The sequence below is a fragment of the Luteimonas sp. MC1750 genome (assembly GCF_016615955.1).
Taxonomy (GTDB): Bacteria; Pseudomonadota; Gammaproteobacteria; order Xanthomonadales; family Xanthomonadaceae; genus Luteimonas.
Genome location: NZ_CP067113.1, coordinates 1,987,322 through 2,013,274, shown reverse-complemented (window position 1 = coordinate 2,013,274; position 25,953 = coordinate 1,987,322). Strand labels below are relative to the sequence as shown.

Sequence of the window (25,953 nt, the reverse complement as noted above, 5' to 3'; positions counted from 1 at the left end):
CCCGGACAGGAAAGGCAACCGACATGAAGCACATCCGTCTCGACGGCAGGTCCCTCACGCGCTCGCAGCTGGTGATGATCGCCAACGGCGCCTCGGTCGAACTCGATCCGGTGGCGCTGCAGGCGGTCGAGCGCGCCGCGGCATTCCTCGCCGAACAGGTGCGCCGCGAGGAGCCGATCTATGGCGTGTCGACCGGCTTCGGCAGCAATGCCGACAAACTGCTGGGCGCGCATCCGCTGCGTGACGAACTGCCCGGCGCAAAGCCTTCGGGACGCTCGCTGCACGCCGAGCTGCAGCAGAACCTGGTCGTCACCCACGCGGTGTGCGTGGGCGAGCCGATGAGCCCCGAAGTGGTGCGGGCGATGCTGTGCATCCGCATCAACACCCTGCTCAAGGGACACTCGGGCATCCGCGTGCAGACCCTGCAGGCGCTGACGGCGATGCTCAACGCCGGCGTGGTGCCGGTGGTTCCGGAGCTGGGCTCGGTGGGCGCCTCGGGTGACCTGGCGCCGCTGTCGCACCTGGCGATCGTGCTGCTGGGCGGTGGCGAGGCCTTCGTCGAAGGCGAGCGCATGCCGGGTGCGGATGCGCTGCGCCGTGTCGGCCTCGAGCCGGTGACGCTCTCGTACAAGGAAGGCCTGGCGCTCAACAACGGCACGGCGCAGATGCTGGCCATGGGCGTGTTGGCGCTGGATCGCCTGGACCGCCTGCTGGAAACCGCCGACCTGGCCGCGGCGATGACCATCGATGCCTTCGCCGGCCGCCTCGGTGCCTTCGCCGAAGAAGTGCACGCGCTGCGCCCGCATCCCGGGCAGGTGGAAGTGGCCGCGCGCCTGCGCGCGCTGCTGGAAGGCTCCACGCTCGCCGACATCCCCTACCACCTGGTGCCGCGCTTCCGGCAGTGGCTGCCCGACAGCTGGCAGACGCCGGAGGCACAGGCGCTGAGCTTCGACATCGGCTGGGACTGGGTGCCGGCCAGCCAGCGCCACGGCCGCGAGAAGTTCTACCTGCGCTTCAAGCCCTTCCGCGGCGGCAAGAAGCACCAGCCGCAGGACAGCTATTCGCTGCGCTGCATCCCGCAGGTGCACGGCGCGGTGCGCGACGCGGTGGAGCAGGCGCACCGGGTGTTCGATATCGAACTCAACGCGGTCACCGACAACCCGCTGGTCTTCCCCGACAGGCAGGCCGCGCACGTCGAGGAGCAGGTGATCTCCGCCGGCCACTTCCACGGCATGCCGCTGGCGCTGGCGCTGAGCTACGTGAAGGCGGCGATCCCCGTGCTGGCATCGATCTCCGAGCGCAGGCTCAACAAGCTCGTGGATCCGGCAACCAGCGACGGCCTGCCGGCCTTCCTGATCGGCAACGAGGACGGCACCGAATCCGGCCACATGATCGTGCAGTACACCGCCGCCGCGATCGTCAACGACCTCGCCACCCGTGCGCATCCGGCCAGCGTGTACTCGGTGCCGACCAGCGCGAACGCGGAAGACCACGTGTCCATGGGCGCGAACGAGGCCCGCCACGTGCTGTCGATGACGGCGGATCTCGGCAAGGTGCTGGCGCTGGAGCTGTACACCGCGGCGCAGGCGCTGGATTTCCGTCGCGACATGATCAACGCCGCGCGCGACCTGGCGCGCAGCGGTGACGCCGCAGGTTTTGCCGCCAAGGTGCATGGCGCGCCCATGGCCGGGCATCGCGACCACGCGCAGTTCGTGGAGGAAGTGGGTGCGCTGCGCGCCGAGCTTGCTGCGTCCGAGCCCTACCACCCGGGCGTGGCGGTTGCCGCCGCGCATGCCGCGCTGCGCGAGCGGATCGGTTTCCTCGACCGCGACCGCGCGCTCGACGGCGAGGTGGCCGAAGCGGTGCGCCTGGTGGTCGACGGCAGCCTGCTGCAAGCGGCACGCAGGGCCGAGGCGGGCGAAGGCGGATGAACCTGCCGCTGCACCTGGGCTGGCCGGGAGCACTGGAAGCCGGCCTGATCGCGCTGGCGATCGGCTTCCTGCTGTTCCTCGTGTTCCACGCGCTCTCCGCGCGATTGGCTTGGAACCCGGGTCATTCTGTCGGCTGGGCCTGCCTGGGCGCGGTGGCGATCGGCGCCGGGATCGATCTCTGGAACCTGTTCTACCTCGGCGTGGTGAAGCTCGAATCCCCGGTCTATGCGCGTATCGCGCTGTCGAAGATCCACGACCCGGATGGGCTGGGTGTGCGCGTGCTGATGGAAGTGCTGGGTGCCCTCACGGGCGTGGCCCTGGGGTGGATGGCGACGCACCGCGGCAGCACGGGTACGCGCCAAGGGAACTGATTCAAGTGAACGCGCCCCATCACGGGGCGGAACGACCGCGTTGACAATGTACTAGCGCGCTATTACATTGGCGCGATGAAGCAGCGCCCCGAATCCCCATCCAAGCGCGAGGCCGATGCCTCGCTCCGCGCCCTGGCCAAGGCGCTGGCAGCGCTCGACCAGCCGGCCGAGATCACCGCCTTCCTTCGCGACCTGTGCACGCCGGCCGAGCTCGAGGCCATGGCCGACCGCTGGCGGGTGGTGCCACTGCTGCTGGAGAAGGTTCCGTACCGCGAGATCCACGAGCGCACCGGCGTCAGCGTCACCACGGTCGGTCGCGTCGCCCGCACCATCGAGCATGGCGCCGGCGGTTACGCGGCGGCGGTACGCAAGCAGTTCCCCCGTCTCGTCCCTTCGAATTGAGCGCCCCCGCATGAGTCCCCCCGCCCCCATCGCGGCGCGCGAGCGCCTGCGCATCGCCATCCAGAAAAGCGGCCGCCTTGGCGAGCCGTCCCGCGCCCTGCTGAAGTCCTGTGGCCTGGAGTGGCGCGAAAGCCGCGACCGCCTGTTCTGCTACGGCGAATCCGCACCGATCGACCTGCTGCTGGTGCGCGACGACGACATCCCCGGTCTGCTCGCCGATGGCGTCTGCGACCTGGGCATCGTCGGCCGCAATGTGCTGGCCGAGCAGTCCGCGGAGCGTGCGCTGTCCGGCAGGCCGCAGGTGGCGCAGGAGATCCGGGCGCTGGGCTTCGGCGGCTGCCGCCTCGACATTGCGGTGCCGGACGACTGGGACTGGCAGGGCCCCGCTGATCTCGCAGGCAGGCGCATCGCCACCAGCTATCCGCAGCTGCTGCGCCAGTGGCTGGACGCGCAGGGCATCGCCGCCGACGTGGTGTTCCTGTCGGGCTCGGTGGAGATCGCGCCGCGCCTGGGCCAGGCCGACGTCATCTGCGACCTGGTCTCCAGCGGCGCCACGCTGGCGGCCAACCAGCTCAAGCCGGTGCTGACCCTGCTGCAGAGCGAGTCGGTGCTGGCCGGGCCGGTGCAGCCGCTTGTCGACGTGCGCGCGGGCCTGCTGCAGCAGCTGCTGCGACGCATGGACGGCGCGCTGCGGATCAAGGACAGCAGGCTGTTGATGTTCCAGGCCGATCGCGGCCAGGTGGATGCGCTGCTCAAGCTGCTGCCCGACGCGGAGCGGCCGACCCTGCTGCAGGTCGATGGCGAGGACTCCTTGGCGCTGCAGGCGCTGTGCCACGGGGCGATGACCTGGCAGCGGCTCGAGGATCTGCGCCAGGCCGGCGCGCGCAGTCTGATGGTGCTGCCGGTCGAGAGGACGCTGGCATGAGCGTCGCTGAAAACACGGCCAGCAGCGCTACGGCCACGAACAGCCGCGCCGCGGCCACGAGCAACCATGCTCCGGTCAAGCGCCTGCGCTGGTCCGGACTCGATGTGGATGCACGCGCGCACGCACTCGCGCGCCCGGTGCAGGCGGTGGCCGGCACGGTCCGCGACACCGTGGCCGCACTGATCGACGAAGTCCGCGCCGGCGGCGATGCGGCGCTGCGCGATCTCACGCTGAGGCTGGATGGCGTCGCACCTGGAACACTGGAAGTGGACGCCACCGAGTTCGCCGCCGCGGAAGCGGCAGTGCCCCAGGCGCTGCGCACAGCCATGGCCGAGGCCGCCGGGCGGATCGAAGCGTTCCACCGCGCCGGCATGGCGCAGCCCTACGCGGTTGAAACCGCGTCAGGTGTCGTCTGCGAACGCATCCTGCGGCCCATCGGCCGGGTCGGCCTGTATGTGCCCGCCGGCAGCGCGCCGCTGCCGTCCACGGCGCTGATGCTGGGCGTGCCGGCGCGCCTGGCCGGCTGTCCGCAGGTGACGCTGTGCACGCCGCCGCGCCGCGACGGCAGCGCCGATCCTGCCGTGCTGGTGGCCGCACGCATGACCGGCGTGCAGCGGGTATTTAAGCTTGGCGGCGCGCAGGCGATCGCGGCCATGGCGCTGGGTGCCGGCAGCGTGCCGAAGTGCGACAAGCTGTTCGGCCCGGGCAATGCCTGGGTGACCGAGGCCAAGCAGCAGCTGGCGCAGACGGGCGCGGTGGCCATCGACATGCCGGCCGGGCCGTCCGAGGTGCTGGTGATCGCGGATGCCGGCGCCAATGCCGCCTTTGTCGCCGCGGACCTGCTGTCGCAGGCCGAACACGGTCCGGATTCGCAGGTGGTGCTGCTGGCCGACAGTGCGCCGCTGCTCGATGCCGTCGAGCGCGAACTGGCCGCGCAGCTGGCACGACTGCCGCGCGCGGCCATCGCCGCGCAGGCGCTGTCGCAGTCGCGCCTGGTCGAGGTCGAGACGCTGGATGAAGCATTCGCGATCAGCAACGCTTACGCGCCCGAACACCTGATCCTCGCGCTGCGCGAGCCGCGTGCCTGGCTGCCCAGGGTCGAGGCGGCCGGCTCGGTCTTCCTCGGCGACCACACGCCCGAGGCGCTGGGCGATTACTGCAGCGGCACCAACCACGTGCTGCCAACCAACGGCGCCGCGCGTGCCTGGAGCGGAGTGAGCGTGGGCAGCTTCCAGAACGCGATCAGCGTGCAGGCGGCGACCCGCGAGGGCATCGCCGGCATCGGCCCCTGGGCGGTGACCCTGGCCGAAGCCGAGGGCCTCGAAGCGCATGCCAACGCAGTGCGGCTACGAATGGAGGCGCCTGCATGGGTGCGGTGATCGATCTGATCAGGGAGGACCTGCGCGGCTTCACCGGCTACGGGTCCGCGCGCAGCGAAAAGCTCCAGGGCGAGGTCTGGCTCAACGCCAACGAGTCCGCTTGGCCCAGCGCGGGCGACCCGGGCGACGGCTGCAGGCGCTATCCCGAGCCGCAACCACCGGAGCTCGCTGAAGCGCTGGCACGGCTGTACGGTTGCGTGCCCGGGCAGCTGCTGATCGGGCGCGGCAGCGACGAAGCCATCGACCTGCTGGTGCGCACGCTGTGCGTGCCGGGCCGGGATGCGGTGGTGGTGTCGCCGCCGGTGTTCGGCATGTATGCGGTGAGCGCGCGGCTGCAGGGCGCGCCGCTGATCGAGGTGCCGCTGATCGACGGCGTGGAGAGCTTCGCGCCGGACCTGCATGCGCTGGCGGAGATTGCACTGGCCCGATGCGCGCGACTGGTGTTCCTGTGTTCACCCGGAAATCCAACGGGGAACGCGATCGCGCTGGACGACATCGCCGCGCTGGCGCGCAGGCTGCAGGGCAGGGCGCTGCTGGTGGTGGACGAGGCCTATGGCGAGTTCTCCTCGCAGCATTCGGCCATCGGATTGCTGGGCGAACACGACAACCTCGGCGTGCTGCGCACGCTGTCCAAGGCCCACGCACTGGCAGGTGCGCGCATCGGCGTGCTCGCAGCCGATCCGGCGCTGGTCGCGGCGCTGCGGCGCTGCCAGGCGCCGTACCCGGTGCCCGCACCCTGCGCGGCGCTGGCGCTGGCCGCGCTGTCCCCGGAGGCGCTCGCCCGCACTGCGGGACGCGTGGCCGAGGTGCGCAGCGAGCGCGAGCGGATGCGGACGGCGCTGGCCGACGTGCCCGGCGTGCTGCGGGTGTATCCGTCCGAGGGCAACTTCCTGCTGGTCCGCTTTGCCGACGCCTCGCGCGCGTTCGCGCAGCTGCTTGCCGCAGGCATCGTCGTCCGCGACCAGCGAGCAGCGCCGCAGCTGGGCGACGCGCTGCGCATCACCATCGGCACCCCGGCGCAGAACGACCGGGTGCTGCGGGCACTTTCCAAGGGAACACTGGCATGAGCACCCCGATCCTGTTCGTCGACCGCGACGGCACCCTGATCGAGGAGCCGGACGACTTCCAGATCGACGCCTACCACAAGCTGCGCTTCGTACCCGGCGTGATTCCGGCGCTGCTGAAGCTGCGCGATGCGGGCTATGCGTTCGTGATCGTCAGCAACCAGGACGGGCTGGGGAGCGCGCAGTATCCGCAGGCGGACTTCGACGGTCCGCAGGCGCTGATGATGCAGGTGTTCGAAAGCCAGGGCATCGCCTTCCGCGAAGTGCTGGTCGACTGCAGCTGGCCGGAAGAGAAGCTGCCCACGCGCAAGCCCGGCATCGGCCTGGCGCTGCACTACCTGCGCGACCGCGGCATCGACCTTGCGCGCTCGGCCATGGTCGGCGACCGCGATACCGACCTGGAGTTCGCCGCCAACATGGGCATCCGCGGCTTCAAGCTGCGCAGCCCGCAGTTCGGCGGCGAGTGGGACTGGGCCAGCATCGCGCACGAGCTGGCCGATGCGCCGCGCCGGTCCGATGTGCAGCGCAATACGAAGGAGACCCGGGTCCGCATCGCGATCGACCTCGACCGCGTGGCCGAGCCGAAGGTGTCCACCGGCCTGCCGTTCTTCGACCACATGCTGGAGCAGATCGGCAAGCACGGCGGCTTCGCACTGGAAGTCGAGACCACGGGCGACCTGCACATCGACGAGCACCACACGGTCGAGGACACCGCGCTCGCGCTGGGCCAGGCGCTGCGCGAGGCCCTGGGTGACAAGCGCGGCATCGGCCGCTACGGCTTCACCCTGCCGATGGACGAGACCCTGGCCAGCGCCGCGCTCGACTTCAGCGGGCGCCCGTGGCTGGTGTTCGAGGGCGACTTCCGCCGCGAGCGCGTCGGCGACCTGCCGACCGAGCTGGTGTCGCACTTCTTCCGTTCGCTGTGCGATGCGGCCGGGCTCAACCTGCACCTCTCGGTGCGCGGCGACAACGACCACCACAAGATCGAGGCGGCGTTCAAGGCGTTGGCGCGCGCACTGCGCCACGCGATCCGGCGCGAAGGCGTGGAGCTGCCGAGCACCAAGGGCGCGCTCTGATGCGTCTGGTGCTGGTCGATGCCGGCGGTGCGAACCTCGGCTCGGTGCGGCAGGCGCTGCACCGGCTGGGCGTGGAGCCGCAGCTGGCCACGGACGCGGTCACGATCCGCGCCGCCGACCGCGTGATCCTGCCCGGCGTGAGCACCGCGGCCGAGGTGATGCGGCGGCTGCGCGAGCTCGACCTGGTCGAGACGCTCCGCAGCCTGCAGGCGCCGCTGCTCGGCATCTGCGTGGGCATGCAGCTGCTGTTCCAGCATTCCGAAGAGGGTGATACGCCCTGCCTGGGCCTGCTGCCCGGTCGCGTGCGGCGGCTGCCGCCGTCGCCCGGCGTGCGCGTGCCGCACATGGGCTGGAACCGGCTGCGGCCGCTGGGCGAATCGCCGCTCACCCGCGGCATTGCCGACGGCGACTTCGCCTACTTCGTGCACAGCTACGCCGCGCCGGCGGGTGACGACTGCGTGCTGGCCTGTGAGCACGGCACCCGCTTTGCGGCGGTGGTGGAGCGCGGCAACGTCGCCGGCGCGCAGTTCCATCCCGAGCGCTCGGCGCGCGTGGGAGCGCGGCTGCTGCGCAATTTCATCGAGGCGACGCCATGAGCGACGGATTCACCCTCTATCCCGCCATCGACGTGCGCGAAGGCCGCGTGGTGCGGCTGGCACAGGGCGACTACGCCCGCGAAACGCACTATGGCGACGATCCACTGGCACTCGCCCTCGACTATGCCGACCAGGGCGCGCAGTGGCTGCACCTGGTCGACCTGGACGCGGCCCGCGCTGGTGGCTACACGCTGCTTCCGCTGCTGCGCGCGCTGGCCGGCGATGGTCGGCTGAAGGTGCAGACCGGCGGCGGCGTGCGCGGGCGCGACGATGTGGTGCAGCTGCTCGAGGCCGGTGCCGCGCGGGTGGTGATCGGTTCGCTTGCGGTGCGCGAGCCGGACAGCGTGCTGGCCTGGATCCGAGCCTTCGGCGCGGACCGGATCACCGTGGCGCTCGACGCACGGCTCGACACGGCCGGCATCTGGCGGCTACCTGTCCACGGCTGGACCGAGACCGGCGAGGAATCCCTCGCTGCCCTGGCCGTGCGCTATGCGGACGTTGGCCTGCGCCACCTGTTGAGCACCGATATCGCCCGCGACGGGATGCTCACCGGACCGAACCTGGCGCTGTACGACCATCTGCGAAGCACGGCGCCCGCGTTGTCCCTGCAGGCCTCGGGCGGCGTCTCCGGCGTCGCCGACGTGACCCGTGCGCGCGACGCCGGCTGCGCCGGCATCGTCCTCGGTCGCGCCCTGCTGGAACGACGCTTCAGCCTGCGCGAAGCGCTGCAGGCCGCGACATGCTGAGCCGGCGCATCATTCCCTGCCTGGACGTGCGCGACGGCCGCGTGGTCAAGGGCGTGCGCTTCCGCGACCACGTCGACATGGGCGATATCGCCACGCTGGCCGCGCGCTATCGCGACGAGGGCGCCGACGAACTGGTGTTCTACGACATCGGCGCGAGCCCTGAGGGGCGCTCGGTCGACTACCGCTGGGTGGAGCAGGTGTCGGCACTGCTGGATATTCCGTTCTGCGTGGCCGGTGGCATCCGCGACGTGGCCACGGCGCGCGCGGTGCTGCACGCCGGTGCCGACAAGATTTCGATCAACACGCCGGCGCTGGAACGGCCGGCGCTTGTGAGCGAACTCGCCGAGGCGTTTGGCGTGCAGTGCGTGGTGGTCGGCATTGACTCCATCCGCGAGCCCGACGGCGAATGGCGGGTGCGCAGCCACACCGGCGACCCCGACAGGACGCGAGCGCTGGCGCTGCGCACCCTGGACTGGGTGGTGCAAGCGCAGCGCCTGGGTGCCGGCGAGATCGTCCTCAACTGCATGGACAGCGACGGCGTGCGGCGGGGCTATGACATCGAGCAGCTGGCGGCGGTGCGGGCGATCTGCGAAGTACCGCTGGTCGCCTCGGGCGGCGCCGGGGCGGCGGAACATTTCATCGAGGCCTTCGAGCGCGCGGACGTCGATGGCGCACTCGCGGCCAGCGTCTTCCACAGCGGCGCGCTGGCGATCGGCGGGCTCAAGGCGACCCTGCGCGCGCAGGGCATCGAGGTGCGTGATGCATGAGTCGGGACCAAAGGAGGCCACGCTCGATCCCGACGCGCTGGCGTGGGCGAAGGGCGACGGGCTGTTGCCGGCGGTGGTGCAGGACGCCGACAGCCTGCGGGTGCTGATGCTCGGCTACATGGACCGGGATGCGCTGGCCGCCACGCTGGACAGTGGCCAGGTGACCTTCTTCAGCCGCAGCAAGGGCCGCCTGTGGACCAAGGGCGAGACCTCGGGCCACGTGCTGGACCTGGTCTCGGTCCGCGCCGACTGCGACGACGACGCGCTGCTGGTGCTGGCGCGCCCCAAGGGTCCGACCTGCCACCTGCAGCGCGCCAGCTGCTTTCCCGGTGCGCCCGCCGCCGCGCTGGAGCCTCTGGATGCGCTGCTCGCGCGACGCGAGGCGGAACGTCCTCCCGGCAGCTATACGACGCGCCTGTTCGAAGGCGGGGTGCGCCGCATCGCGCAGAAGGTGGGCGAGGAAGGCGTGGAGACCGCGCTGGCCGCGGTGGCCCAGGACGACGAGGCACTGCTCGGCGAAGCCGCCGACCTCACCTATCACCTGCTGGTGCTGCTGCGCGCACGCGGCCTGGGCCTGGCGGACCTGGAGCGCACGCTTGCAGGGCGTTCCGGCAGCACCACGGTCGACAGCTGACGGTTCTTTGGCAGACGCGGCGCCTCAGGCCGCCGAGATCGAGGTGCGGACGCAGTCGCGTCCGTGGGCCTTGGCCGCGTACAGCGCCTGGTCGGCGACCTGCAGCGCGTCCTCGATGTCGTCGACGGTGCCCGGCACCACGGTGTGGACGCCGACGCTGGCGGACACCCGCACCGGAGGGCCGTGCTGCGAGATGCAGGGCCGGGAGGCGATCGCCCGGCGCACGCCCTCGGCGACGGCCACCGCGCCGCGCAGGTCGGTGCGCGGCAGGACGACGACGAATTCCTCGCCGCCGAAGCGTGCCAGCAGCGCCTCGTGCGGCTCGAGGGCATCGCCGATGCGCTGGGCCGCGGCACGCAGCACGTCGTCGCCCACCATGTGGCCGTGCTCGTCGTTGATCGACTTGAAGTAGTCGAGGTCGACCATCAGCAGCGAGAGCGACTGGCGCTCGCGGTTGCACTCCACGAGCAGGCGTTCGAACGCGTCGTGGAAGTGCGAGCGGTTGTACAGGCCGGTCAGCCCGTCGCGTCGGCCCGACTCGCGCAGCCGCGCCGCGGTTTCCTCGAGCTGGTCGAGCGTGTTGCGCAGCTCGCGGGTGCGCTGCGCGACCTTGCGTTCGAGCTGCACGTTGGCGTCGCTCACGATGCGTTCGTTCTCGCTGCGCAGCGAGGCGTAGCGGTAGCTGAGTGCGATCGACAGGAACAGCATCTCCAGCGCCGAGCCGAGCTGGACCCCGTACTCGGTGAAGAAGGTCTTCGGGAACACCCCGAAGGCCACCAGGGTGTAGACCGCGGTGCCCGCGAGGAACATCGCCCAGGACAGCAGGAACAGCCTGGCCGGCGCATAGCCGCGTCCCAGCGCGACCACGCCGACCACGGTGATCCAGAGAATGCTCGCCAGCACCGCCAGCGAGACCGCCGGGGTGATCAGCCGGTAGGGCACCACCAGCGCGGCGATGCCGAAGCAGGCGAAGGTCGCGATGGCGACGATGCTGACCCGGTTGCCGGCCGGCCAGCGTTCGCCGAGGCCGAGGAAGATGCGCGCGAACTGGTGCATGCCGATCAGCGCCAGGCTGATCGACAGCGGCACCGACTTGTCGGCCAGCCAGGTGTTGTCGGGCCAGAGGTATTCGAAGCCGAGGCCGTTGAGGCAGAACAGCACCAGGCCGAAGGCGCTGATGTGGAACAGGTACCAGAAATAGCTGGCGTCGCGCAGCACCAGCCACAGCACCAGGTTGTAGAAGAACAGCGCCACCAGGATCCCGTAGTACAGGCCGATCGAGAACTGGGCGTCGCGCGAGAGCTCGGTGAACGCGGCCGGCGTGTACAGCACCAGCGGCACCTGCATCGAACTCTGGCTCTGGACCCGGAACAGGATGTCGACCGGCTGGCCCACGGGCAGGTCGAGCAGGAAGTTGGGGTGGCGGTAGCGGATCACGCGTTCGCCGAAGGGCAGGGCGTCGCCCCCGGTCTGGTGGACGATGCGGCCGTCGGGATAGCGCAGGTAGAGGTCGAGGTGGTCGCTGAGGGGATAGGTCTGGACCAGCAGCCAGCGCACCTCGGCCGGGTCCCGGTTGATGATCCGCGCGTGGACCCAGAAGGCGCCGTCCTGGAAGCCGAAGGCCGGGTTGCCGCCGGGAAGCGGCGCGAAGGCATCGGTGCCGACGAGCGCCCAGGCGTCCTGCACGGTGTCGCGTCCCGTGGTGTCGTGTCGGTAGTCGACGTGCGGCGAGAGCGCCAGCTCGCCGGTGCCGGGTGCCAGCTCGATCGTGCCGGCCACGGCCGATCCACCGAGCGCCAGAAGCGCGACGGCGAAGGCCGTGAGCCAGGCCATCCAGGGCCTCGCGCCGATCATCCTGACCCCTCCAGACGCGCCCATGACATCTGCCGGCCACAGCCCGGCCCGATCATATGCCTGCCGGCAACCCATGTCTAAACGCGATCGGGCACGATAACGGGCCATCCGTCCGGCCACGGAGCCACGATGTCCATGTCCCTGCGCCTCCTGTCATTGATCTGCCTGCTGGCGGCGTCCGGCGTTGCCGATGCGGTGCGCTGGGAGGGGCGCGTCTTCCACGACCTCGATGGCAATGGCCTGGCGGACCCCGACGAGCCGGGCATCGCAGGGGTGGCGGTGTCGGACGGGAGGACGCTCGCGCTGAGTGACGCCGATGGCCGCTACCGTCTCGACGCACGCGACGCTGTCCCGGTGTTCGTGGTGAAGCCCGCCGGCTGGCGACTGCCGGCGCGCGATGACGGCCTGCCCGCGGCCTGGCACGCGCCGCGTGGTCCTGGCCATGTGCACCGCGGCGACTTCGCCCTGCAGCAGCCGGACCGGCGGGGAGACCGCGCGCTGTCGGTGCTGGTGTTCGCCGACCCGCAGGTGAAATCGCTGGTCGATGTCGACCATTACGCGCGCGACATCGTCGCGCCGCTGGCGGCCGCGGACCGCCGTGCCGACCTCGGCATCAGCCTGGGCGACATCGTCGACGACGTGGTCGCGCTGTATCCGCAGGTCAACGCGGCGACCACGCGGCTGCGCGTGCCCTGGCTGCACGTGCCCGGCAACCACGACTTCGACCCGGGCGCGGACGCCGACGATGCCTCGCTCGCCGCCTTCCACGCCAGCTACGGGCCCGACAGCTTCGCGTGGCATGAGGATGCCGCGAGCTTCCTCATGCTCGACGACGTGGTGCTGCAGCCCGGTGGACGGCCCTCTTATGTCGGCGGCCTGCGCGAGGACCAGTTCGCCTTCCTCGAGGCCTGGCTGCCCAGCGTGCCCAGGGACCGCCTGCTGGTGCTGGGCGTGCACATCCCGCTGTTCGATACCGCTGCGCCCGGTCGGCCCGCCACGTTCCGCACCGCTGACCGCGAGCGGCTCTTCGCACTACTGCAGGACGTTCCGAAGCTGCTGGTGCTCAGCGGCCACCGGCATACCCAGCGCCACCACCGCCACGGACCCGCGGAGGGTTGGCATGGCGCGGAGCCGCTGCACGAGTTCAACGTTGGTGCCGCCAGCGGGGCCTTCTGGTCGGGTGCACCGGACGCCGAAGGCATCCCCGACGCGACGATGGCCGATGGCACGCCGAACGGGCATGCGCTGCTCGACATCGCGGCCGACGGGCGCTATCGCCTCTCCTGGCATCCGGCGCGGCTGCCGGCCGACGACCCCGCGCGCACCGCGGCCATGCACCTGCACGCACCCCGCGCGCTGCGGCGCGGCGCGTATCGGGCGTGGGCGGTGTACGCCAACGTCTACATGGGCGAGGCCGACACGCGCGTCGAGTACCGCGTGGACGGCGGCGAGTGGACGGCCATGCAGCGGGTCGAGCGTCCCGACCCCTGGCTCATGGCCGAGAACGCGCGCGACGATGCCGCCGCAACCCTGCGCGGCCATGACCGCTCGCCCGAAGCCGAACCCTCGACCCACCTGTGGCGCGGCGCGCTGCCGACCGACCTGGCCGCCGGTGACCACGACATCGAGGTGCGCGCCTTCGACCGCTGGCACGGCGAGCAGCGGGCCGCGACCCGCTACCGCCTCGAAGAACGCCCGACACCCGTCCCGCCCCCCGCGACCGCGCCCCGCCCCCTGTAGGAGCGGCTACAGCCGCGATGTCCGCAGCGTCGGATCGCGACCTGTAGGAGCGGCTACAGCCGCGATCGCCCTTGCCGGGTCAGGCCATCGCACCGTGGATCGCGGCTATAGCCGCTCCTACAGTGGATCGGCAGAGGACCGGCAGAGGACCGGAAGCAGACCGGAAGCAGACCGGAAGCAGACCGGCGGCGTCAGGGGTTTACGGCGTCGAAGCTTTCCACCCGCGCGTGTCCGTTGCAGGCGTCACCGCCGCGCGGCTCGGGATAGTCCTCGAGACGGTCGACCAGCACCGTGCGCAGTCCGGCTTCGCGCGCGGCGTCGAGTTCGGCGACCACGTCGGACAGGAACACGATCGCCTCGGGTGCCACGCCGAGCTCCGTGGCGATTCGCGCATAGCTGGCAGCCTCGCGCTTGCCGCCGACCTCGGTGTCGAAGAACGCGTCGAACAGCGGCAGCATGTCGCCGGCATCGGAATGCCCGAAGAACATCTTTTGCGCCGGCACCGATCCCGACGAGTAGACCGCGAGCGGGTGCCCCGCCGCGTGCCAGCGGCGCAGGCCGTCGACCGCATCGGGATAGACGTGCGCGGTGAAGTCGGCGCGGCGGTAGCCATCGGTCCAGATCAGGCCCTGCAGGGCCTTGAGCGCCGTGTGCTTGCGGTCCTCGTCGATCCAGCCCTGCAGCACCTCCACGATCACCGCGTCATCGCACACCGCCCCGTGCTCGGTCGCCACCTGGTCCAGCCACCGCCGGACCTCCGGCTCCTGGCCGCGCTCGCGCACGAATCGGGGCAGCTCGCGCCGCGCATACGGAAACAGCACGTCGCGCACGAACGAGATGCTGCCCGCCGTGCCCTCGATGTCGGTCAGGATGGTGGTCTTCATGGACGCGACGGCTTCTCGTAGCGCGGGAAGCGCTGGGCGATGTCGGTGCCGGTGAAGTGGCCCACCCAGCCGTCGGGCTGCTGGAAGAACCGGATCGCGACGAATTCGGGCTCGGGGCCCATGTCGAACCAGTGCGTGGTGCCGTCGGGCACGGCGATCAGGTCGCCCTTGACGCACTCGATCTCGTAGACGCGGTCGGCCACGTGCAGGGTGAACAGGCCGGAGCCGGCGACGAAGAAGCGGACCTCGTCTTCCTTGTGGAAGTGCTCGTCGAGGAAGGTCCGGCGCATGTCCTCGCGCTTCGGGTTGTCGGGCGCGATGCTCACCACGTCGACGGTGGTGAAGCCGCGCTCGGCGCTGATGCGCGCGATGTCGTCGGCGTAGGCGGCGAGCACCTCGTCCTGCGAGGCACCGGCGGAGACCGGTTGGCTGGCCTGCCAGCGCTCGAAGGTGACCCCGATCGACGCGAGCTCGCGCGCGATCGCGTCGCCGTCGCGGGTGTCGAAGAGCGGTGCGCCGGGGGCGTCGTCGGCAAAGATGCGCAGGCGGCTCATGGCGGTCTCCAGTCAGTGGCCGGCGGTGAGCCGGCGCAGCTCCAGCTCGCAGTCGAGCAGGAATTCGAATGCGTCCAGGTGCCGGCGCGCCTCGGCCATGTCGCGGCCCCAGGCGTACAGGCCGTGGCCGTCGATCAGGTAGCCCCACATCGGGCGCTGGTCGAGCAGGGCATCGACCTGCGCGGCGAGCGTGGGCATGTCCTGCGAGTTGGGCAGCACCGGCACGTCGATCGCGGCCTCGTGCGTCGCATTGCCGCGGAAGGCCTTCAGCAGTTCGTATCCTTCCAGGCGCACGTGCCCGGAGCCGGCGAACAGCCGCGAAGCGATCGTCTGCGCGCGCGAATGGGTGTGCAGCACGCAGCCGACGTCGGCGAAGCGCGCATAGAGCCGGGTATGCAGCAGCGTCTCGGCCGAAGGCCGGTGGTCACTGCCGACGGCGCGACCGTCCATGTCGACGACCATGATGTCGTCCTCGCGCAGCTTGCCCTTGTCGCGACCCGAGACGGTGATCGCCGCGTGGGCGCCATCCAGCCGGTGCGAAAAATTGCTGCTCGTCGCCGGCGTCCACCCGAGGGCCGCCAGCTCGCGCACGTTGACGATGATCTCACCGGCCAGCTCGCGCAGCCGGTGGACGTCGTAGGGCAGTGTCTCGTTCATGCCGCAAGTCTAGCCCCTCAGCCGATCGCGGGTACGGGGCAGCAAGCGCTTTTTTGCCACGGATTACGCGGATCAAAGCAGATTGGCCGGGGCGAGCGCGCCGCCATCCACTATCTGCTCTTATCCGCGTAATCCGTGGCAAAAAAAGCGTTTGAAAGCCCGCTCAGGGCGCTGGGACGTGCCGCCGGCCGAAGCCGCGGTAGGCGGCGAGTGCGAGCAGGGCGATGACGACGGCGCCGATCAGGGTGTCGATCGGGGTCGACCAGACGAGCAGGCCGCAGGCGACCAGGGCACCCATGCCGAGCAGGCGGTCGGAGGTGGTCGCCGGCCGCGCGGGGCTGCCCAGCAGCAGGCTGAGGCCGGCGGCGACGTAGGCCATCACCACCAGGGTCACGGCCATGTTGATGATCGCCTCGAACTGCGAGGAGACCGAATCCGACAGCGTGGTCAGGGCGATCAGCGTCATCGCCAGCACCACCAGCAGCAGGCCGGTCGAGGCGGCGCCGTTGCGCCGCACGCGTCCGAACACGGCGGGCAGGAAGCCGCGCTGCGCGGCGCGCGCGCCGGATTCGCCGGTGACCAGCATCCAGCCGCCGAGCGTGCCGGTGGCCTTCAGCGCGGCGGCCGCGGCGATCACCGGAATCGCCCACTCGCCGAACATCCGCCCTGCCACCAGGGCGAACGGCGCGCTGGAGCCCGCAAGTTCCTGCACCGGCACGATGCCCATCATCAGCACCGACGACGTGAGGTAGACCACGCCGGCCAGGACGATGCCGCCGAGCGTGGCGATCGGCACGTTGCGGTCCGGATCGCGCACCACGCCGGCGACCATGGCCCCGGTCTCCAGGCCGATGAAGGCCCAGAACACCACCGCCAGCGAGCCGAAGGCGACCATCGGATCGGACTGGCCGCTGACGTTCCAGCCGGCGCTGAACAGCTCGGGATTGAAGTGGGTCCAGCCCGCGACCAGGATCGCCGCCACCGGCAGCAGGCCGAAGACCACGCAGAACGACTGGAAGCGCGCGATGCTGCGCGGCCCCAGCAGGTTGAGGCCGAACATTGCCCAGATCAGCAGCACCTGGCCGGTGAGCCGCACGCCGAGCGAGTCCTCGATCGGCAGCAGGATGATCAGGTAGCCGAAGGCCGCCACCGCGATGGCGTTGTTGCCGATCCACGACGACAGCCAGTACAGCGTCGACGCCAGGAAGCCCATGTCGCGGCCCAGCGACGGACGCACATAGTCGTCCGGCGAGGTGAGGTCCGGATGCTGGCGTGCGATGCGCGCGAAGGCCGCGCCCAGTGCCACCGCCAGCAGGGTGCCGATCAGCCACGACAGCGCGGTGACCGTGCCGGACTTGGCCAGGGTGGCCGGCAGCAGGAAGAAGCCGGAGCCGATCATGTTGTTGGCGACCATGAAGGTCGCCAGCACCGGGCCGATCTTCTTCACGGCGGTGGTCGTGGACATCGTTGTTGGGATTCCCCGAAACGCGCGGTCAGCGCGCCTGGTTGAGCTTGCTGTTGCGGTAGCCGTAGCCGAAGTAGATCGCCTGTCCGAGCAGGGTCCACAGCACGAAGATCAGCCAGTGCTCCATGAACGACTGGAAGAACAGGAACAGGCAGGCGATCACGCCCAGCGGGCAGATCAGCCAGAACATCGGCACGCGGAACGGCCGCGTGAGGTCGGGTCGGGTATAGCGGAGCACGAACACGCCCAGGCAGACCGTCGCGAATGCGATCAGGGTGCCCATCGAAACCAGTTCGCCGAGCACGCTCAGCGGCATGAAGCCGGCCAGCAGGCAGGCCACGACGCCCACCACGATGGTGCCGACGTAGGGCGTGTGGTGCCTGGGGTGCACCTTGCCGAACATCTTCGGCATCAGGCCGTCGCGCGACATCGAATAGAAGATGCGCGGCTGGGCCATCAGCATCACCAGGATCACCGACGACAGGCCGGCGATCGCGCCGATCTCCACCGCGGTCTTCAGCCAGCCGAGATTGGCGCCGGGATTGGCCCGCATGGCCAGCTCGAGCGCGGTGGCCACCGGCTTGGCGGTGTCGAGTTCGCGATACGGCGCCATGCCGATCAGCACCGCGCAGACCGCGATGTAGACCAGGGTGCAGAGGACCAGCGAGCCGAGGATGCCGATCGGCATGTCGCGCTGCGGGTTCTTCGCCTCGCCGGCGGCGGTCGAGACCGCGTCGAAGCCGATGTAGGCGAAGAACACGATGGTCGCGGCGCGGAACACGCCGTCCATGCCGAAGCGGCCAGGGCCTTCGTTGGCCGGAATGAACGGGGTGAAGTTGGCCGGATCGATGTACTGGATGCCAAAGCCGAGGAAGGCCGCGATCACGGTGATCTTGATCGCGACGACGATCGCGTTCACGTACGCCGACTGGGTGATACCGACGTAGCAGAGCCCGCTGACCGCGGCGACGATCGCCACCGCCGGCAGGTTGATGACGCCCGCGGTGCGCACGAAGCCCGAGCCGTCCCAGGTGATGGGCGCCGAGGCCAGCTCGGCGGGGAAGGGGAGTCCGAGCGTGGTGGTGAGGAAGCTCACCAGATAGCCCGACCAGCCAACCGCGACCGTACTCGAGGCGAACAGGTACTCCAGCACCAGGCACCAGCCGATGAACCAGGCGACGTATTCGCCCAGCGTGGCGTAGGAGTAGGAATACGCGCTGCCGGAGACCGGCATCATCGCCGCGAACTCGGCGTAGCAGAGGCCCGCGAACGCGCAGGCCAGGCCGGCGAGGACGAAGCTGAGCATGATCGCCGGGCCGGCGTGGTTGGCGGCGGCCTGGCCGGTCAGCACGAAGATGCCGGCGCCGATCACCGCACCCACGCCCAGCAGCACCAGGTGCCGCGCGGTCAGGGTGCGCTTGAGGGTGGCTTCGCCCTGCAGGCTGCCCTCGACGGGCTCGCCGGCATCGACGTGCGGAGCCGGTTCGACCGGCTTGACCCTCATCAGCGCTTTCAGCATCCGCAGCTTCTCCCCTCGTTGGTCAGGTCCCGCGGCGGGCCTTCCCATGGCCATGCCGCGATGGGTGGCGCATCGCGCGCCACGGCCGCCGTACCTTGCCAAAGCGGTTGCGCATGCACAAGCCGCAGTGCAGCGCGCTGCGCGGTGATAATGGCGCCCCGTCCCAGTGCCGCCCGCGGCGATCCAGCATGCCTCCCGATCCGATCACCGCGCTCGAGTCCGCATTCACCGCCCATGCCGCCGCGTGGCCGGGCGAAGCCGAGGACGCCGCCCGGTTCATCGTGCTGCTGCGCGAGGGCGTGCATGCCTTCCTGCGCGAGCGGCTCGAGGGGCACTTCACCGCCTCCGCCCTGCTGGTCAGCGCCGACGGACGGCGCACGCTGCTCACCCATCACCGCAAGCTCGGACGCTGGCTGCAGCCCGGCGGACACGCCGATGGCGACACCGACCTGGCGCGCGTGGCGCTGACCGAGGCCAGCGAGGAGAGCGGCCTGCCGGGCCTGCGCGTGGAGGGCGGGATCTTCGACCTCGACCGCCACTGGATCCCGGAGCGCAAGGGCGTGCCCGGCCACTGGCACCACGACGTGCGCTACGTGGTGCGCGCGGGCGCCGACGAGGCGTATGTGGTCGGCGAAGAGTCGAACGATCTCGCCTGGATCGCCGTCGATGCCGTGGCCGCCGACGAGTCCATGGACCCCTCCCTGCGCCGCATGGCCCTCAAGTGGGTGGCCGGCGGCTGAGGGAAGAGCGAGAAGCTTTGCCGCGGATTGAGGCGGATGAGCGCGGATTTACGCGGATAGGGCAAAAGCGGGTTTGTTTGATGGAGCGAAGAGCGGAGCGGGCGGTGGCCCCTGCGTGGTGGACGGCGCCCGCGGTCCTCTTCCTTCTTTCCGCTTGATCCGCGTCAATCCGCGCTCATCCGCGTCAATCCGTGGCAAAAGAGTTTTCCCGCATCCCACCGAGGCTAGTAGAGGACGCGTGCGCGCAGCGTTCCGGGCACCTCGGCCAGCTGCGCGCGCAAGGCCGCGGCCTGTTCCGGCGTCGCGCCGACGTCGATCACCACGTAGCCGACCTCGGCATCGGTGCGCAGGTACTGGCCGTCGATGTTGAGCCCCGCCTGCGAGAACACCTCGTTCACCCGCGACAGGACGCCGGGCACGTTGCGGTGGATGTGCAGGATGCGCTGGCTGCCCTCGTGCCCGGGCAGGGTGACCTCGGGGAAGTTGACCGCCGACAGCGTGCTGCCGTTGTCGCTGTAGCGCACCAGCTTCGAGGCGACCTCGGTGCCGATATTGTCCTGCGCCTCGAGCGTGCTGCCGCCCACGTGCGGGGTCAGGATCACGTTGTCGAAGCGCGTGAGCGGCGAGTCGAAGGCCTCGTCGTTGCCCTTGGGCTCGACCGGGAACACGTCGATCGCGGCGCCGCCGATGTGCCCGCTGTCCAGCGCCGCGGCCAGCGCGTCGATGTCGACGACCGTGCCGCGCGAGGCGTTGACCAGGTGTGCGCCGGGCCGCATCGCCGCCAGCGCGGCCGCGTCGACCATCATCCGCGTCGCCGGGGTCTCGGGCACGTGCAGGGTGACCACGTCGGCGCGCGCAAGCAGATCGTCCAGGCCGGCCGCGGCGCGCGCATTGCCCAGTGCCAGCTTCGCCTCGACGTCGTGGAACAGCACGCGCATGCCGAGACCTTCGGCCAGCAGGCCGACCTGGGTGCCGATGTGGCCGTAGCCGACGATGCCCAGGGTCTTGCCGCGGACCTCGCGGCTGCCGGCCGCCGACTTCAGCCAGCCGCCACGCAGGCAGGCGGCGTGGCGCGCGGGGACGCCGCGCATCAGCATGATGATCTCGGCGATCACCAGCTCGGCCACGCTGCGGGTGTTCGAGTAGGGCGCGTTGAACACCGGAACACCAACGCGCGCGGCGGCGCCGAGGTCCACCTGGTTGGTGCCGATGCAGAAGCAGCCCACGGCCATCAGCCGCCGCGCGTCGGCCAGCACGTCCGCGGTGAGCTGGGTGCGCGAGCGGATGCCGAGGATATGCGCCTCGCCCACGCGCTCGCGCAGGGCGTCGCCGGTGAGCGAGCCCGCGTGGGTCTCGATGCTCGAGTAGCCGGCGCTGCGGAAGACCTCCACGGCGCTCTCGCTCACGCCCTCCAGCAGCAGCACGTGGATGTCCTTGCGCGGGTAGGAGGTCTTCATCGTCGGCGCCCTGGGGGAGGCCTGCAGTGTGCCAGCGGCGCCGCGGTGTTGCACTGCAGCGGTGGACGCTGGGGCGCGCCGCTGGCAGGCTGGCCGTTCCGCACAGGCACCCGGCCATGCACGACCCCAGACTCGATTCCCTGCGCAGCGCGCTCCCCGGCCTGCGCCTGGCCACGGAACCCGACGAGCTGCTGCACTACGGCCGCGACTGGACCCGGCGCTGGACGCCGGCGCCGCTCGCGGTGGCCCTGCCCGGCGACACCCGGGAGGTGCAGGCCGTGCTGCGCTGGGCCAGCGACGAAGGCGTGCCGGTGGTGCCGTCCGGCGGACGCACCGGCCTCTCGGGCGGCGCGGTGGCGGCGAACGGCGAGCTGGTGCTGAGCCTGGAGCGCATGCGCCGGGTGCTGGCCTTCGATCCGGTCGACCGCAGCCTGACCGTCGAGGCCGGCACGCCGCTGGAAGCGGTGCAGGAGGCGGCGCGCGCCCACGGCCTGCAGTACCCGGTGGATTTCGCCGCGCGCGGTTCCTGCACCATCGGCGGCAACATCGCGACCAATGCCGGCGGCATCCGCGTGCTCCGCTACGGCAATACCCGTGAATGGGTGGCGGGGCTGAAGCTGGTGACCGCGGCGGGCGAGCTGCTCGACCTCAACCGCGGCCTGGTCAAGAACTCCAGCGGCTACGACCTGCGCCACCTCGCCATCGCCTCGGAAGGCACGCTGGGCGTGGTGGTGGAGGCGACGTTGCGGCTGGCGCCGCCGCCGCCGCCGGTGGCGACCCTGCTGCTGGCGCTGCCCTCGTTCGACGTGCTGATGCAGGTCTTCCAGGCGCTGCGCGAGCGGCTGTCGCTGGAAGCGTTCGAGTTCTTCACCGACGTGGCGCTGCGCCACGTGCTCGCGCATGGCGCGCAGGCGCCGTTCGACACCGGCCATCCGTACTACGTGGTGGTGGACGCCGCGGCCGTTGGACCGGACGACCCGCATCTCCTCGATGCGTTCGCCCATTGCGCGGAGCAGGGCTGGGTCGAGGACGGCGTGGTCGCGCAGTCGCAGGCCCAGGCGCTGCAGCTGTGGCGCCTGCGCGAGGGCATCACCGAGGCGCTGGCGCCACACCTGCCGTACAAGAACGACGTCGCCGTGCGCGTGTCGGCGATGCCGGCGTTCATCGCCGAGGCGCAGGCGCTGCTGTCGGCGCACTACCCCGGGTTCGAGGTGGCGTGGTTCGGGCACATCGGTGACGGCAACCTGCACATCAACGTGCTGAAGCCGGCCGCGCTGGAGCAGGACGCCTTCGTCGAGCGCTGCGGCGCGGTGACGGCGCACCTGGCCGGGCTGGTGGAACGCCATGCCGGCACCATCTCCGCCGAGCACGGGATCGGTCTGGTCAAGAAGCCATACCTCGGCTGTACGCGGAGCGCGGCCGAGATCGCGGTCATGCGCGCGGTGCGCGCGGCGCTGGATCCGGCGGGTATCCTCAATCCCGGAAAGCTCTTCGATCCCCCGTCCCGGTAGGCACCCCCATGATCCGCATCGTCTCCGCCTGCGCGCTCGCGCTGGCCATCGCCACGCCCCTCCACGCGTCCAGCTTCGCCGGCACCAGCGCGGGCGCGGGCTCGGCATCCAGCGGGGCCAGCTCGGGCTCGACGTCGGGCAATGACAAGGTGGTGCTGCAGGCGCGCGAGGACGCGGCCGGCTTCGTCGCCAGCGACGGGCGCATCCGTGGCGCACGGCTGGAAGCGGCCCTGCGCGCCCTGCGCGAAGACTCGGCGGACGCGCGCGCGGCGAGCGACCTCGAGCTGGCGCGGGCGATCCTGGCGCGCTGAGCTGGACGTGATCCGCCCGGCGCTGGCGCTGGCGACAGCGCTGGCCCTGGGATGGACGTCCGGCGCGCAGGCTGCGCTGCGCGTCGAGGCGGCCGCGGACGCCACGCCGCGGGAGCAGGAGCGCACGCGCGCGCTGGTGGACGACGTCCTCGGCCGCCTGCCGCCGCGGTGGCGCGACCAGGCGCGTTCGCTGACCCTGTCGTGGCGTGACGACCTGCCCGAAGGGGTGCACGGCCGCCTGCGCGGCCGCCGGATCGGCCTGTCGCGCGGGTTGCTTGAGCCGGAACCTGGCGACTGGGTCGGGAGCTACGCCGCCGCCGCCGACGCCGCCAAGCCCGACGTCCACGCCGACACCGACTCCGCCAGCGGCGCAGCAGCCCAGGGGCCGGCGACGTCGGCGCTGGTGCACGAGCTCGCGCATGCCTGGGACCGCGAACACGGCCTGTCGCGCGAGCCGCGGCTGCTCGATCTCGCGGGATGGCAGGTGCGGCCGCTGTGGCCGGGCCGCGCGCCGCACAACGCATTCACCGCGCGCAGTCCGGACCGCTACGAGCTGCATTCGCCGGCCGAATTCGTCGCGGTGAACCTCGAGCACTTCATCCTCGATCCCGCCTATGCCTGCCGCCGGCCACTGCTGCATGCGTGGTTCGCGGAGCACTTCGGCTGGGCGCCGGCCGAGAGCGCGTGTGCGCCCGCGCTGCCGTGGGTCGACGCCGGCGCACTGGCCGACGCGGCGGCCCAGCCCCTGCTCGAGCTCGACCCCGCGCAGGTGTTCGCCGTGGACTACCTGCTCGCGGGCGACGGCGAGGCGATGGCGAGCCGCTGGGGCCACGCCATGCTGAGGCTGGTCGTCTGCGCGCCGGGACGAACGACCGGGCCCGACTGCCGCCTCGATCTCGAGCACCATCGCGTGCTGTCGTTCCGCGCCTTCGTCGACGACCTGCAACTCTCGAGCTGGCGCGGCCTGACCGGAGGCTATCCCTCGCGCCTGTTCGTGTTGCCGCTGCAGCAGGTGGTCGACGAATACACGCGGGTCGAGCTGCGGCCGCTGGCCTCGATCCCGCTGCGGCTGTCGGGCGACGAGATCGCCGGCCTGCTGGAGCGCGCGGCGCGCGTGCACTGGAGCTATGACGGGCGCTATCGCTTCGTCGGCAACAACTGCGCGGTCGAGACCTGGAAGCTGCTGCACGATGGCGTCCCGCGCGCGGCGCAGGCGCGGCTGGACGGCATCACGCCCAAGGGCCTGCTGCGGCGCCTGCGTCGCGCGGGCCTCGTCGACGACGCGCAGGTGCCGACCGATCCCGGCGAGGCGCTGCGCCTGGGCTACCGCTTCGAACCCATGACCGCGCACTACCAGGCGCTGTACGACGTGGCGCGCGCGCACCGCGGCGCCTGGCCGGACGGGGTCGAGGCCTGGCTGCGCATGCCGCCATCGGCCCGGGCGTCCGGGCTGGAGGATGCCGACCTGCGGGCCTCGGCGGCGCTGCTGCTGCTCGAGGAAGCGGCGCTGCGCCGCGAACAGCAGCGTGCGCGCGAGCTGTTGAAGCGGCGGCTGCCGCGGGCAGGTGCCGACGGCGCGGACGCCGCCTCCGACGCCGACGGTCTGCTGGCCGAAGCGCTGCGCGAGGGCGGCGCGTTCGCCAGCCCCGCACGGCTGTTGTCACTTCCCGGCTACGGCGTGCCGCAGGCGGCCGAGCGCGAGCAGGCGCGCAGCGAAGCCGCGGTGCGTGCCGCGCGCCTGCGTTCGCTGGATGCACGGCTTCGTGCCGCCGCGCGCGACTGGCTGCCGCCCGGGAACCGGGCGGCCCTGGAACAGACCGAGGCCAACATCGCCGCCCTCGGCGCCCGCCTGCGCGCGCTGCACCAAGCCGAAGGCGGCCTGCGCCTGTAGGAGCGGCTACAGCCGCGATCGGCCGCCCCGGGCAGGGCGGCAGATCGGATCGCCGCTATAGCGGCTCCTACAGGAGGCGGCGGGTTGGATCGCCGCGGTGCAGGAACGGGCGCCCGTCAGTCCGCGCGACCGGAGAACTCGCCGCTGGTGGTGTTCACCAGTACGCGCTCGCCGTTGACGATGTACTCGGGCACCTGGATCTCGAGGCCGGTCGACAGGCGCGCCGGCTTCGGGCGCTTGGTGGCCGTGCCGCCCTTGAGCTCCGGCGGGGTTTCCACCACCTCCAGCGCCACCGTCTGCGGCAGCTGCACCGCGATCGGCAGGTCGTCGATGATCTGCACGAAGCAGCCACCCAGGCCGTCGCTGATGTAGCCGGCGTCGTCGCCGACCACGTCGGCGTCCAGCGTGTAGGGCGTGTAGTCCTCGTCGTCCATGAACACGAAGGCTTCGCCGTCCCTGTACGAATAGCTGGCCTGGCGGCGCAGCAGCTCGACTTCCTTCAGGTCGTCGTCGCCGTCGAACGAGGCGTCGGTCTTGTTGCCGCCGGGCACGCTGTACATGGTGAAGCGGAAGCGCACGTTGCCACCGCGGCCCTGCGGCGAACTGCGCTCGATGTCGCGCACCTGGTAGACGGTGCCGTTGTGCTCGACCACGTTGCCCTTCTTGACGTCGTAAGCCTTCATCGGTGTTCCTTACTTGGGGGCCAGGCGCACGGCGCCGTCGAGGCGGATGGTTTCGCCGTTGATGTAGCGGTTTCCGGCGATGTAGGCGACCACGTCTGCGAACTCCTCCGGACGTCCCAGCCGCGACGGGAACGGGATCGAGGCCGACAGCGACTGCTGCACGTCGTCGGGCATGCCGTCGACCATCGGCGTCCAGAAGATGCCCGGGGCGATCGTGTTCACCCGGATGCCAAACCGGGCCAGCTCGCGCGCCATCGGCAGCGTCATGCCGACCACGCCGCCCTTGGACGCCGAGTACGCGGCCTGGCCGATCTGGCCCTCGTAGGCGGCGACCGAGGCGGTGTTGACGATCAGGCCGCGCTCGCCGTCCTCGCCCGCGGCGTTGTGCTGCATCAGCGCGGCGCCGGCCTTGGCGACGTTGAAGCTGCCGACCAGGTTGACCATCACCGTGGACTGGAAGCGCGCCAGCGGCATCGAGCCCTCGCGGCCGAGCACGCGGCCGGCGCCGAGGATGCCCGCGCAGTTGACGACCAGGTTGAGTCCGCCGAGGAACGCCTTCGCGGCGGCGAGGTTCGCGGCCACCACGGCCTCGTCGGTGACATCGGTGGCGAAGTAGCTCGCGTTGCCCTCGCCGAGGGTCGCGACGGCCTCGGCGCCCTTGTCGGCATTGACGTCGAACAGGGCGACCCGGCCGCCGTCGGCGACGATGCGGGTGGCCACGGCCAGGCCAAGGCCCGAGACGCCGCCAGTGACGACGGCGCGGATGGAATCAGCTTGCATGGAGGCTCCCCGGTTG

At 71.1% G+C, this 25,953-nt stretch carries 25 protein-coding genes; 16 read left to right on the top strand and 9 right to left on the bottom strand.

Annotated features, from left to right (window positions below):
• Positions 1-23: 23 nt before the first annotated feature.
• The 11 genes from JGR68_RS09395 to hisIE all read left to right on the top strand — a co-directional run bounded on the left by JGR68_RS09395 (position 24) and on the right by hisIE (position 9,891).
• Entirely contained in the window at positions 24-1,931 is a 1,908-nt protein-coding gene (locus tag JGR68_RS09395; RefSeq protein ID WP_199361706.1) for an aromatic amino acid lyase, read from the top strand.
• Entirely contained in the window at positions 1,928-2,302 is a 375-nt protein-coding gene (locus JGR68_RS09390) for a hypothetical protein (protein ID WP_199361707.1), read from the top strand. The genes JGR68_RS09395 and JGR68_RS09390 overlap by 4 nt, the downstream gene beginning before the upstream one ends.
• 75 nt (positions 2,303-2,377) lie before the next feature.
• Entirely contained in the window at positions 2,378-2,704 is a 327-nt protein-coding gene (locus JGR68_RS09385) for a YerC/YecD family TrpR-related protein (protein WP_199361708.1), read from the top strand.
• 10 nt (positions 2,705-2,714) lie between these two features.
• A complete protein-coding gene (gene hisG / locus JGR68_RS09380; RefSeq protein ID WP_199361709.1) occupies positions 2,715-3,629 on the top strand; it encodes an ATP phosphoribosyltransferase in 915 nt (304 codons plus the stop codon).
• The gene (gene hisD, locus JGR68_RS09375) at positions 3,626-5,008 is read left to right on the top strand and encodes a histidinol dehydrogenase (protein ID WP_199361710.1); all 1,383 of its coding nucleotides are present in this window, start codon (positions 3,626-3,628) and stop codon (positions 5,006-5,008) included. The genes hisG and hisD overlap by 4 nt, the downstream gene beginning before the upstream one ends.
• Entirely contained in the window at positions 4,996-6,075 is a 1,080-nt protein-coding gene (gene hisC, locus JGR68_RS09370; protein ID WP_199361711.1) for a histidinol-phosphate transaminase, read from the top strand. The genes hisD and hisC overlap by 13 nt, the downstream gene beginning before the upstream one ends.
• Positions 6,072-7,148 carry a bifunctional histidinol-phosphatase/imidazoleglycerol-phosphate dehydratase HisB gene (gene hisB, locus JGR68_RS09365; RefSeq protein WP_199361712.1) on the top strand — a complete coding sequence of 359 codons (1,077 nt, stop codon included), beginning with the start codon at positions 6,072-6,074 and terminating at the stop codon, positions 7,146-7,148. The genes hisC and hisB overlap by 4 nt, the downstream gene beginning before the upstream one ends.
• Positions 7,145-7,744, top strand: a complete 600-nt coding sequence (gene hisH / locus JGR68_RS09360) for an imidazole glycerol phosphate synthase subunit HisH (RefSeq protein WP_199362233.1) — start codon at positions 7,145-7,147, stop codon at positions 7,742-7,744. The genes hisB and hisH overlap by 4 nt, the downstream gene beginning before the upstream one ends.
• Positions 7,741-8,490, top strand: coding sequence for a 1-(5-phosphoribosyl)-5-[(5-phosphoribosylamino)methylideneamino]imidazole-4-carboxamide isomerase (gene hisA / locus JGR68_RS09355; protein WP_199361713.1), 750 nt, complete (start codon positions 7,741-7,743; stop codon positions 8,488-8,490). Before hisH ends, hisA begins: the two co-directional genes overlap by 4 nt.
• A complete protein-coding gene (hisF, locus tag JGR68_RS09350; RefSeq protein WP_199361714.1) occupies positions 8,484-9,257 on the top strand; it encodes an imidazole glycerol phosphate synthase subunit HisF in 774 nt (257 codons plus the stop codon). Before hisA ends, hisF begins: the two co-directional genes overlap by 7 nt.
• Positions 9,250-9,891: a bifunctional phosphoribosyl-AMP cyclohydrolase/phosphoribosyl-ATP diphosphatase HisIE gene (hisIE, locus tag JGR68_RS09345; RefSeq protein WP_199361715.1), complete on the top strand. Its 642-nt coding sequence runs from the start codon at positions 9,250-9,252 to the stop codon at positions 9,889-9,891. Before hisF ends, hisIE begins: the two co-directional genes overlap by 8 nt.
• Positions 9,892-9,915: 24 nt before the next feature.
• Here the strand turns inward: hisIE and JGR68_RS09340 are convergent, their stop codons facing one another.
• Positions 9,916-11,724: a diguanylate cyclase gene (locus tag JGR68_RS09340; RefSeq protein WP_200672688.1), complete on the bottom strand. Its 1,809-nt coding sequence runs from the start codon at positions 11,722-11,724 to the stop codon at positions 9,916-9,918.
• Between the two features lie 156 nt (positions 11,725-11,880).
• Between JGR68_RS09340 and JGR68_RS09335 the strand changes: the two genes are divergently transcribed.
• Complete coding sequence (locus JGR68_RS09335) at positions 11,881-13,485, top strand: calcineurin-like phosphoesterase family protein (RefSeq protein ID WP_199361717.1); 1,605 nt, start codon at positions 11,881-11,883, stop codon at positions 13,483-13,485.
• Between the two features lie 191 nt (positions 13,486-13,676).
• Here JGR68_RS09335 and mtnC read toward each other — a convergent pair whose 3' ends face one another.
• From mtnC to JGR68_RS09310, 5 genes are all read right to left on the bottom strand, one after another.
• Entirely contained in the window at positions 13,677-14,369 is a 693-nt protein-coding gene (mtnC, locus tag JGR68_RS09330) for an acireductone synthase (RefSeq protein ID WP_199361718.1), read from the bottom strand.
• Complete coding sequence (locus JGR68_RS09325; RefSeq protein WP_199361719.1) at positions 14,366-14,923, bottom strand: acireductone dioxygenase; 558 nt, start codon at positions 14,921-14,923, stop codon at positions 14,366-14,368. The genes mtnC and JGR68_RS09325 overlap by 4 nt, the downstream gene beginning before the upstream one ends.
• A gap of 12 nt (positions 14,924-14,935) precedes the next feature.
• The gene (locus JGR68_RS09320) at positions 14,936-15,580 is read right to left on the bottom strand and encodes a methylthioribulose 1-phosphate dehydratase (RefSeq protein ID WP_199361720.1); all 645 of its coding nucleotides are present in this window, start codon (positions 15,578-15,580) and stop codon (positions 14,936-14,938) included.
• A 163-nt stretch (positions 15,581-15,743) separates the two neighbouring features.
• Complete coding sequence (locus JGR68_RS09315) at positions 15,744-17,045, bottom strand: amino acid permease (protein ID WP_199361721.1); 1,302 nt, start codon at positions 17,043-17,045, stop codon at positions 15,744-15,746.
• Between the two features lie 28 nt (positions 17,046-17,073).
• Complete coding sequence (locus JGR68_RS09310; protein ID WP_199361722.1) at positions 17,074-18,564, bottom strand: amino acid permease; 1,491 nt, start codon at positions 18,562-18,564, stop codon at positions 17,074-17,076.
• A 188-nt stretch (positions 18,565-18,752) separates the two neighbouring features.
• Between JGR68_RS09310 and JGR68_RS09305 the strand changes: the two genes are divergently transcribed.
• Complete coding sequence (locus tag JGR68_RS09305) at positions 18,753-19,304, top strand: NUDIX hydrolase (protein WP_199361723.1); 552 nt, start codon at positions 18,753-18,755, stop codon at positions 19,302-19,304.
• A 224-nt stretch (positions 19,305-19,528) separates the two neighbouring features.
• Here JGR68_RS09305 and serA read toward each other — a convergent pair whose 3' ends face one another.
• Positions 19,529-20,761 (bottom strand): phosphoglycerate dehydrogenase, encoded by a 1,233-nt coding sequence (gene serA, locus JGR68_RS09300; protein WP_199361724.1) that lies wholly within the window; start codon positions 20,759-20,761, stop codon positions 19,529-19,531.
• Between the two features lie 116 nt (positions 20,762-20,877).
• On the opposite strand from serA, the gene JGR68_RS09295 reads away from it, so the two are divergent.
• Genes JGR68_RS09295 through JGR68_RS09285 form a run of 3 tightly spaced genes read left to right on the top strand, consistent with a single transcriptional unit; the run spans position 20,878 to position 24,474 of the window.
• Complete coding sequence (locus JGR68_RS09295; RefSeq protein ID WP_199361725.1) at positions 20,878-22,272, top strand: FAD-binding oxidoreductase; 1,395 nt, start codon at positions 20,878-20,880, stop codon at positions 22,270-22,272.
• 8 nt (positions 22,273-22,280) lie between these two features.
• Positions 22,281-22,583 carry a DUF2388 domain-containing protein gene (locus JGR68_RS09290; RefSeq protein ID WP_199361726.1) on the top strand — a complete coding sequence of 101 codons (303 nt, stop codon included), beginning with the start codon at positions 22,281-22,283 and terminating at the stop codon, positions 22,581-22,583.
• 7 nt (positions 22,584-22,590) lie between these two features.
• On the top strand, positions 22,591-24,474 hold the full coding sequence (locus JGR68_RS09285; RefSeq protein ID WP_199361727.1) for a DUF4105 domain-containing protein: 1,884 nt from the start codon (positions 22,591-22,593) through the stop codon (positions 24,472-24,474).
• Positions 24,475-24,590: 116 nt separating this feature from the next.
• On the opposite strand, the gene yeiP is transcribed toward JGR68_RS09285, so the two are convergent.
• Together yeiP and JGR68_RS09275 are read right to left on the bottom strand one after the other, a co-directional pair.
• A complete protein-coding gene (gene yeiP, locus JGR68_RS09280) occupies positions 24,591-25,157 on the bottom strand; it encodes an elongation factor P-like protein YeiP (protein WP_199361728.1) in 567 nt (188 codons plus the stop codon).
• 9 nt (positions 25,158-25,166) lie between these two features.
• Complete coding sequence (locus JGR68_RS09275; protein WP_199361729.1) at positions 25,167-25,937, bottom strand: SDR family NAD(P)-dependent oxidoreductase; 771 nt, start codon at positions 25,935-25,937, stop codon at positions 25,167-25,169.
• Between the last annotated feature and the right edge of the window lie 16 nt (positions 25,938-25,953).

What these genes read in the sequence shown, in the direction of transcription:
- hisC (WP_199361711.1), top strand. Translation starts at nt 4,996, where the DNA reads ATGGGTGCGGTGATCGATCTGATCAGGGAGGACCTGCGCGGCTTCACC.
- hisD (WP_199361710.1), top strand. Translation starts at nt 3,626, where the DNA reads ATGAGCGTCGCTGAAAACACGGCCAGCAGCGCTACGGCCACGAACAGC.
- hisB (WP_199361712.1), top strand. Translation starts at nt 6,072, where the DNA reads ATGAGCACCCCGATCCTGTTCGTCGACCGCGACGGCACCCTGATCGAG.
- hisA (WP_199361713.1), top strand. Translation starts at nt 7,741, where the DNA reads ATGAGCGACGGATTCACCCTCTATCCCGCCATCGACGTGCGCGAAGGC.
- JGR68_RS09310 (WP_199361722.1), bottom strand. Translation starts at nt 18,564, where the DNA reads ATGCTGAAAGCGCTGATGAGGGTCAAGCCGGTCGAACCGGCTCCGCAC.
- hisIE (WP_199361715.1), top strand. Translation starts at nt 9,250, where the DNA reads ATGCATGAGTCGGGACCAAAGGAGGCCACGCTCGATCCCGACGCGCTG.
- JGR68_RS09290 (WP_199361726.1), top strand. Translation starts at nt 22,281, where the DNA reads ATGATCCGCATCGTCTCCGCCTGCGCGCTCGCGCTGGCCATCGCCACG.
- JGR68_RS09395 (WP_199361706.1), top strand. Translation starts at nt 24, where the DNA reads ATGAAGCACATCCGTCTCGACGGCAGGTCCCTCACGCGCTCGCAGCTG.
- mtnC (WP_199361718.1), bottom strand. Translation starts at nt 14,369, where the DNA reads ATGAAGACCACCATCCTGACCGACATCGAGGGCACGGCGGGCAGCATC.
- JGR68_RS09295 (WP_199361725.1), top strand. Translation starts at nt 20,878, where the DNA reads ATGCACGACCCCAGACTCGATTCCCTGCGCAGCGCGCTCCCCGGCCTG.
- JGR68_RS09385 (WP_199361708.1), top strand. Translation starts at nt 2,378, where the DNA reads ATGAAGCAGCGCCCCGAATCCCCATCCAAGCGCGAGGCCGATGCCTCG.
- hisF (WP_199361714.1), top strand. Translation starts at nt 8,484, where the DNA reads ATGCTGAGCCGGCGCATCATTCCCTGCCTGGACGTGCGCGACGGCCGC.
- JGR68_RS09325 (WP_199361719.1), bottom strand. Translation starts at nt 14,923, where the DNA reads ATGAGCCGCCTGCGCATCTTTGCCGACGACGCCCCCGGCGCACCGCTC.
- JGR68_RS09305 (WP_199361723.1), top strand. Translation starts at nt 18,753, where the DNA reads ATGCCTCCCGATCCGATCACCGCGCTCGAGTCCGCATTCACCGCCCAT.
- JGR68_RS09340 (WP_200672688.1), bottom strand. Translation starts at nt 11,724, where the DNA reads ATGGCCTGGCTCACGGCCTTCGCCGTCGCGCTTCTGGCGCTCGGTGGA.
- JGR68_RS09390 (WP_199361707.1), top strand. Translation starts at nt 1,928, where the DNA reads ATGAACCTGCCGCTGCACCTGGGCTGGCCGGGAGCACTGGAAGCCGGC.
- JGR68_RS09315 (WP_199361721.1), bottom strand. Translation starts at nt 17,045, where the DNA reads ATGTCCACGACCACCGCCGTGAAGAAGATCGGCCCGGTGCTGGCGACC.
- yeiP (WP_199361728.1), bottom strand. Translation starts at nt 25,157, where the DNA reads ATGAAGGCTTACGACGTCAAGAAGGGCAACGTGGTCGAGCACAACGGC.
- JGR68_RS09335 (WP_199361717.1), top strand. Translation starts at nt 11,881, where the DNA reads ATGTCCCTGCGCCTCCTGTCATTGATCTGCCTGCTGGCGGCGTCCGGC.
- serA (WP_199361724.1), bottom strand. Translation starts at nt 20,761, where the DNA reads ATGAAGACCTCCTACCCGCGCAAGGACATCCACGTGCTGCTGCTGGAG.
- JGR68_RS09320 (WP_199361720.1), bottom strand. Translation starts at nt 15,580, where the DNA reads ATGAACGAGACACTGCCCTACGACGTCCACCGGCTGCGCGAGCTGGCC.
- hisG (WP_199361709.1), top strand. Translation starts at nt 2,715, where the DNA reads ATGAGTCCCCCCGCCCCCATCGCGGCGCGCGAGCGCCTGCGCATCGCC.
- JGR68_RS09275 (WP_199361729.1), bottom strand. Translation starts at nt 25,937, where the DNA reads ATGCAAGCTGATTCCATCCGCGCCGTCGTCACTGGCGGCGTCTCGGGC.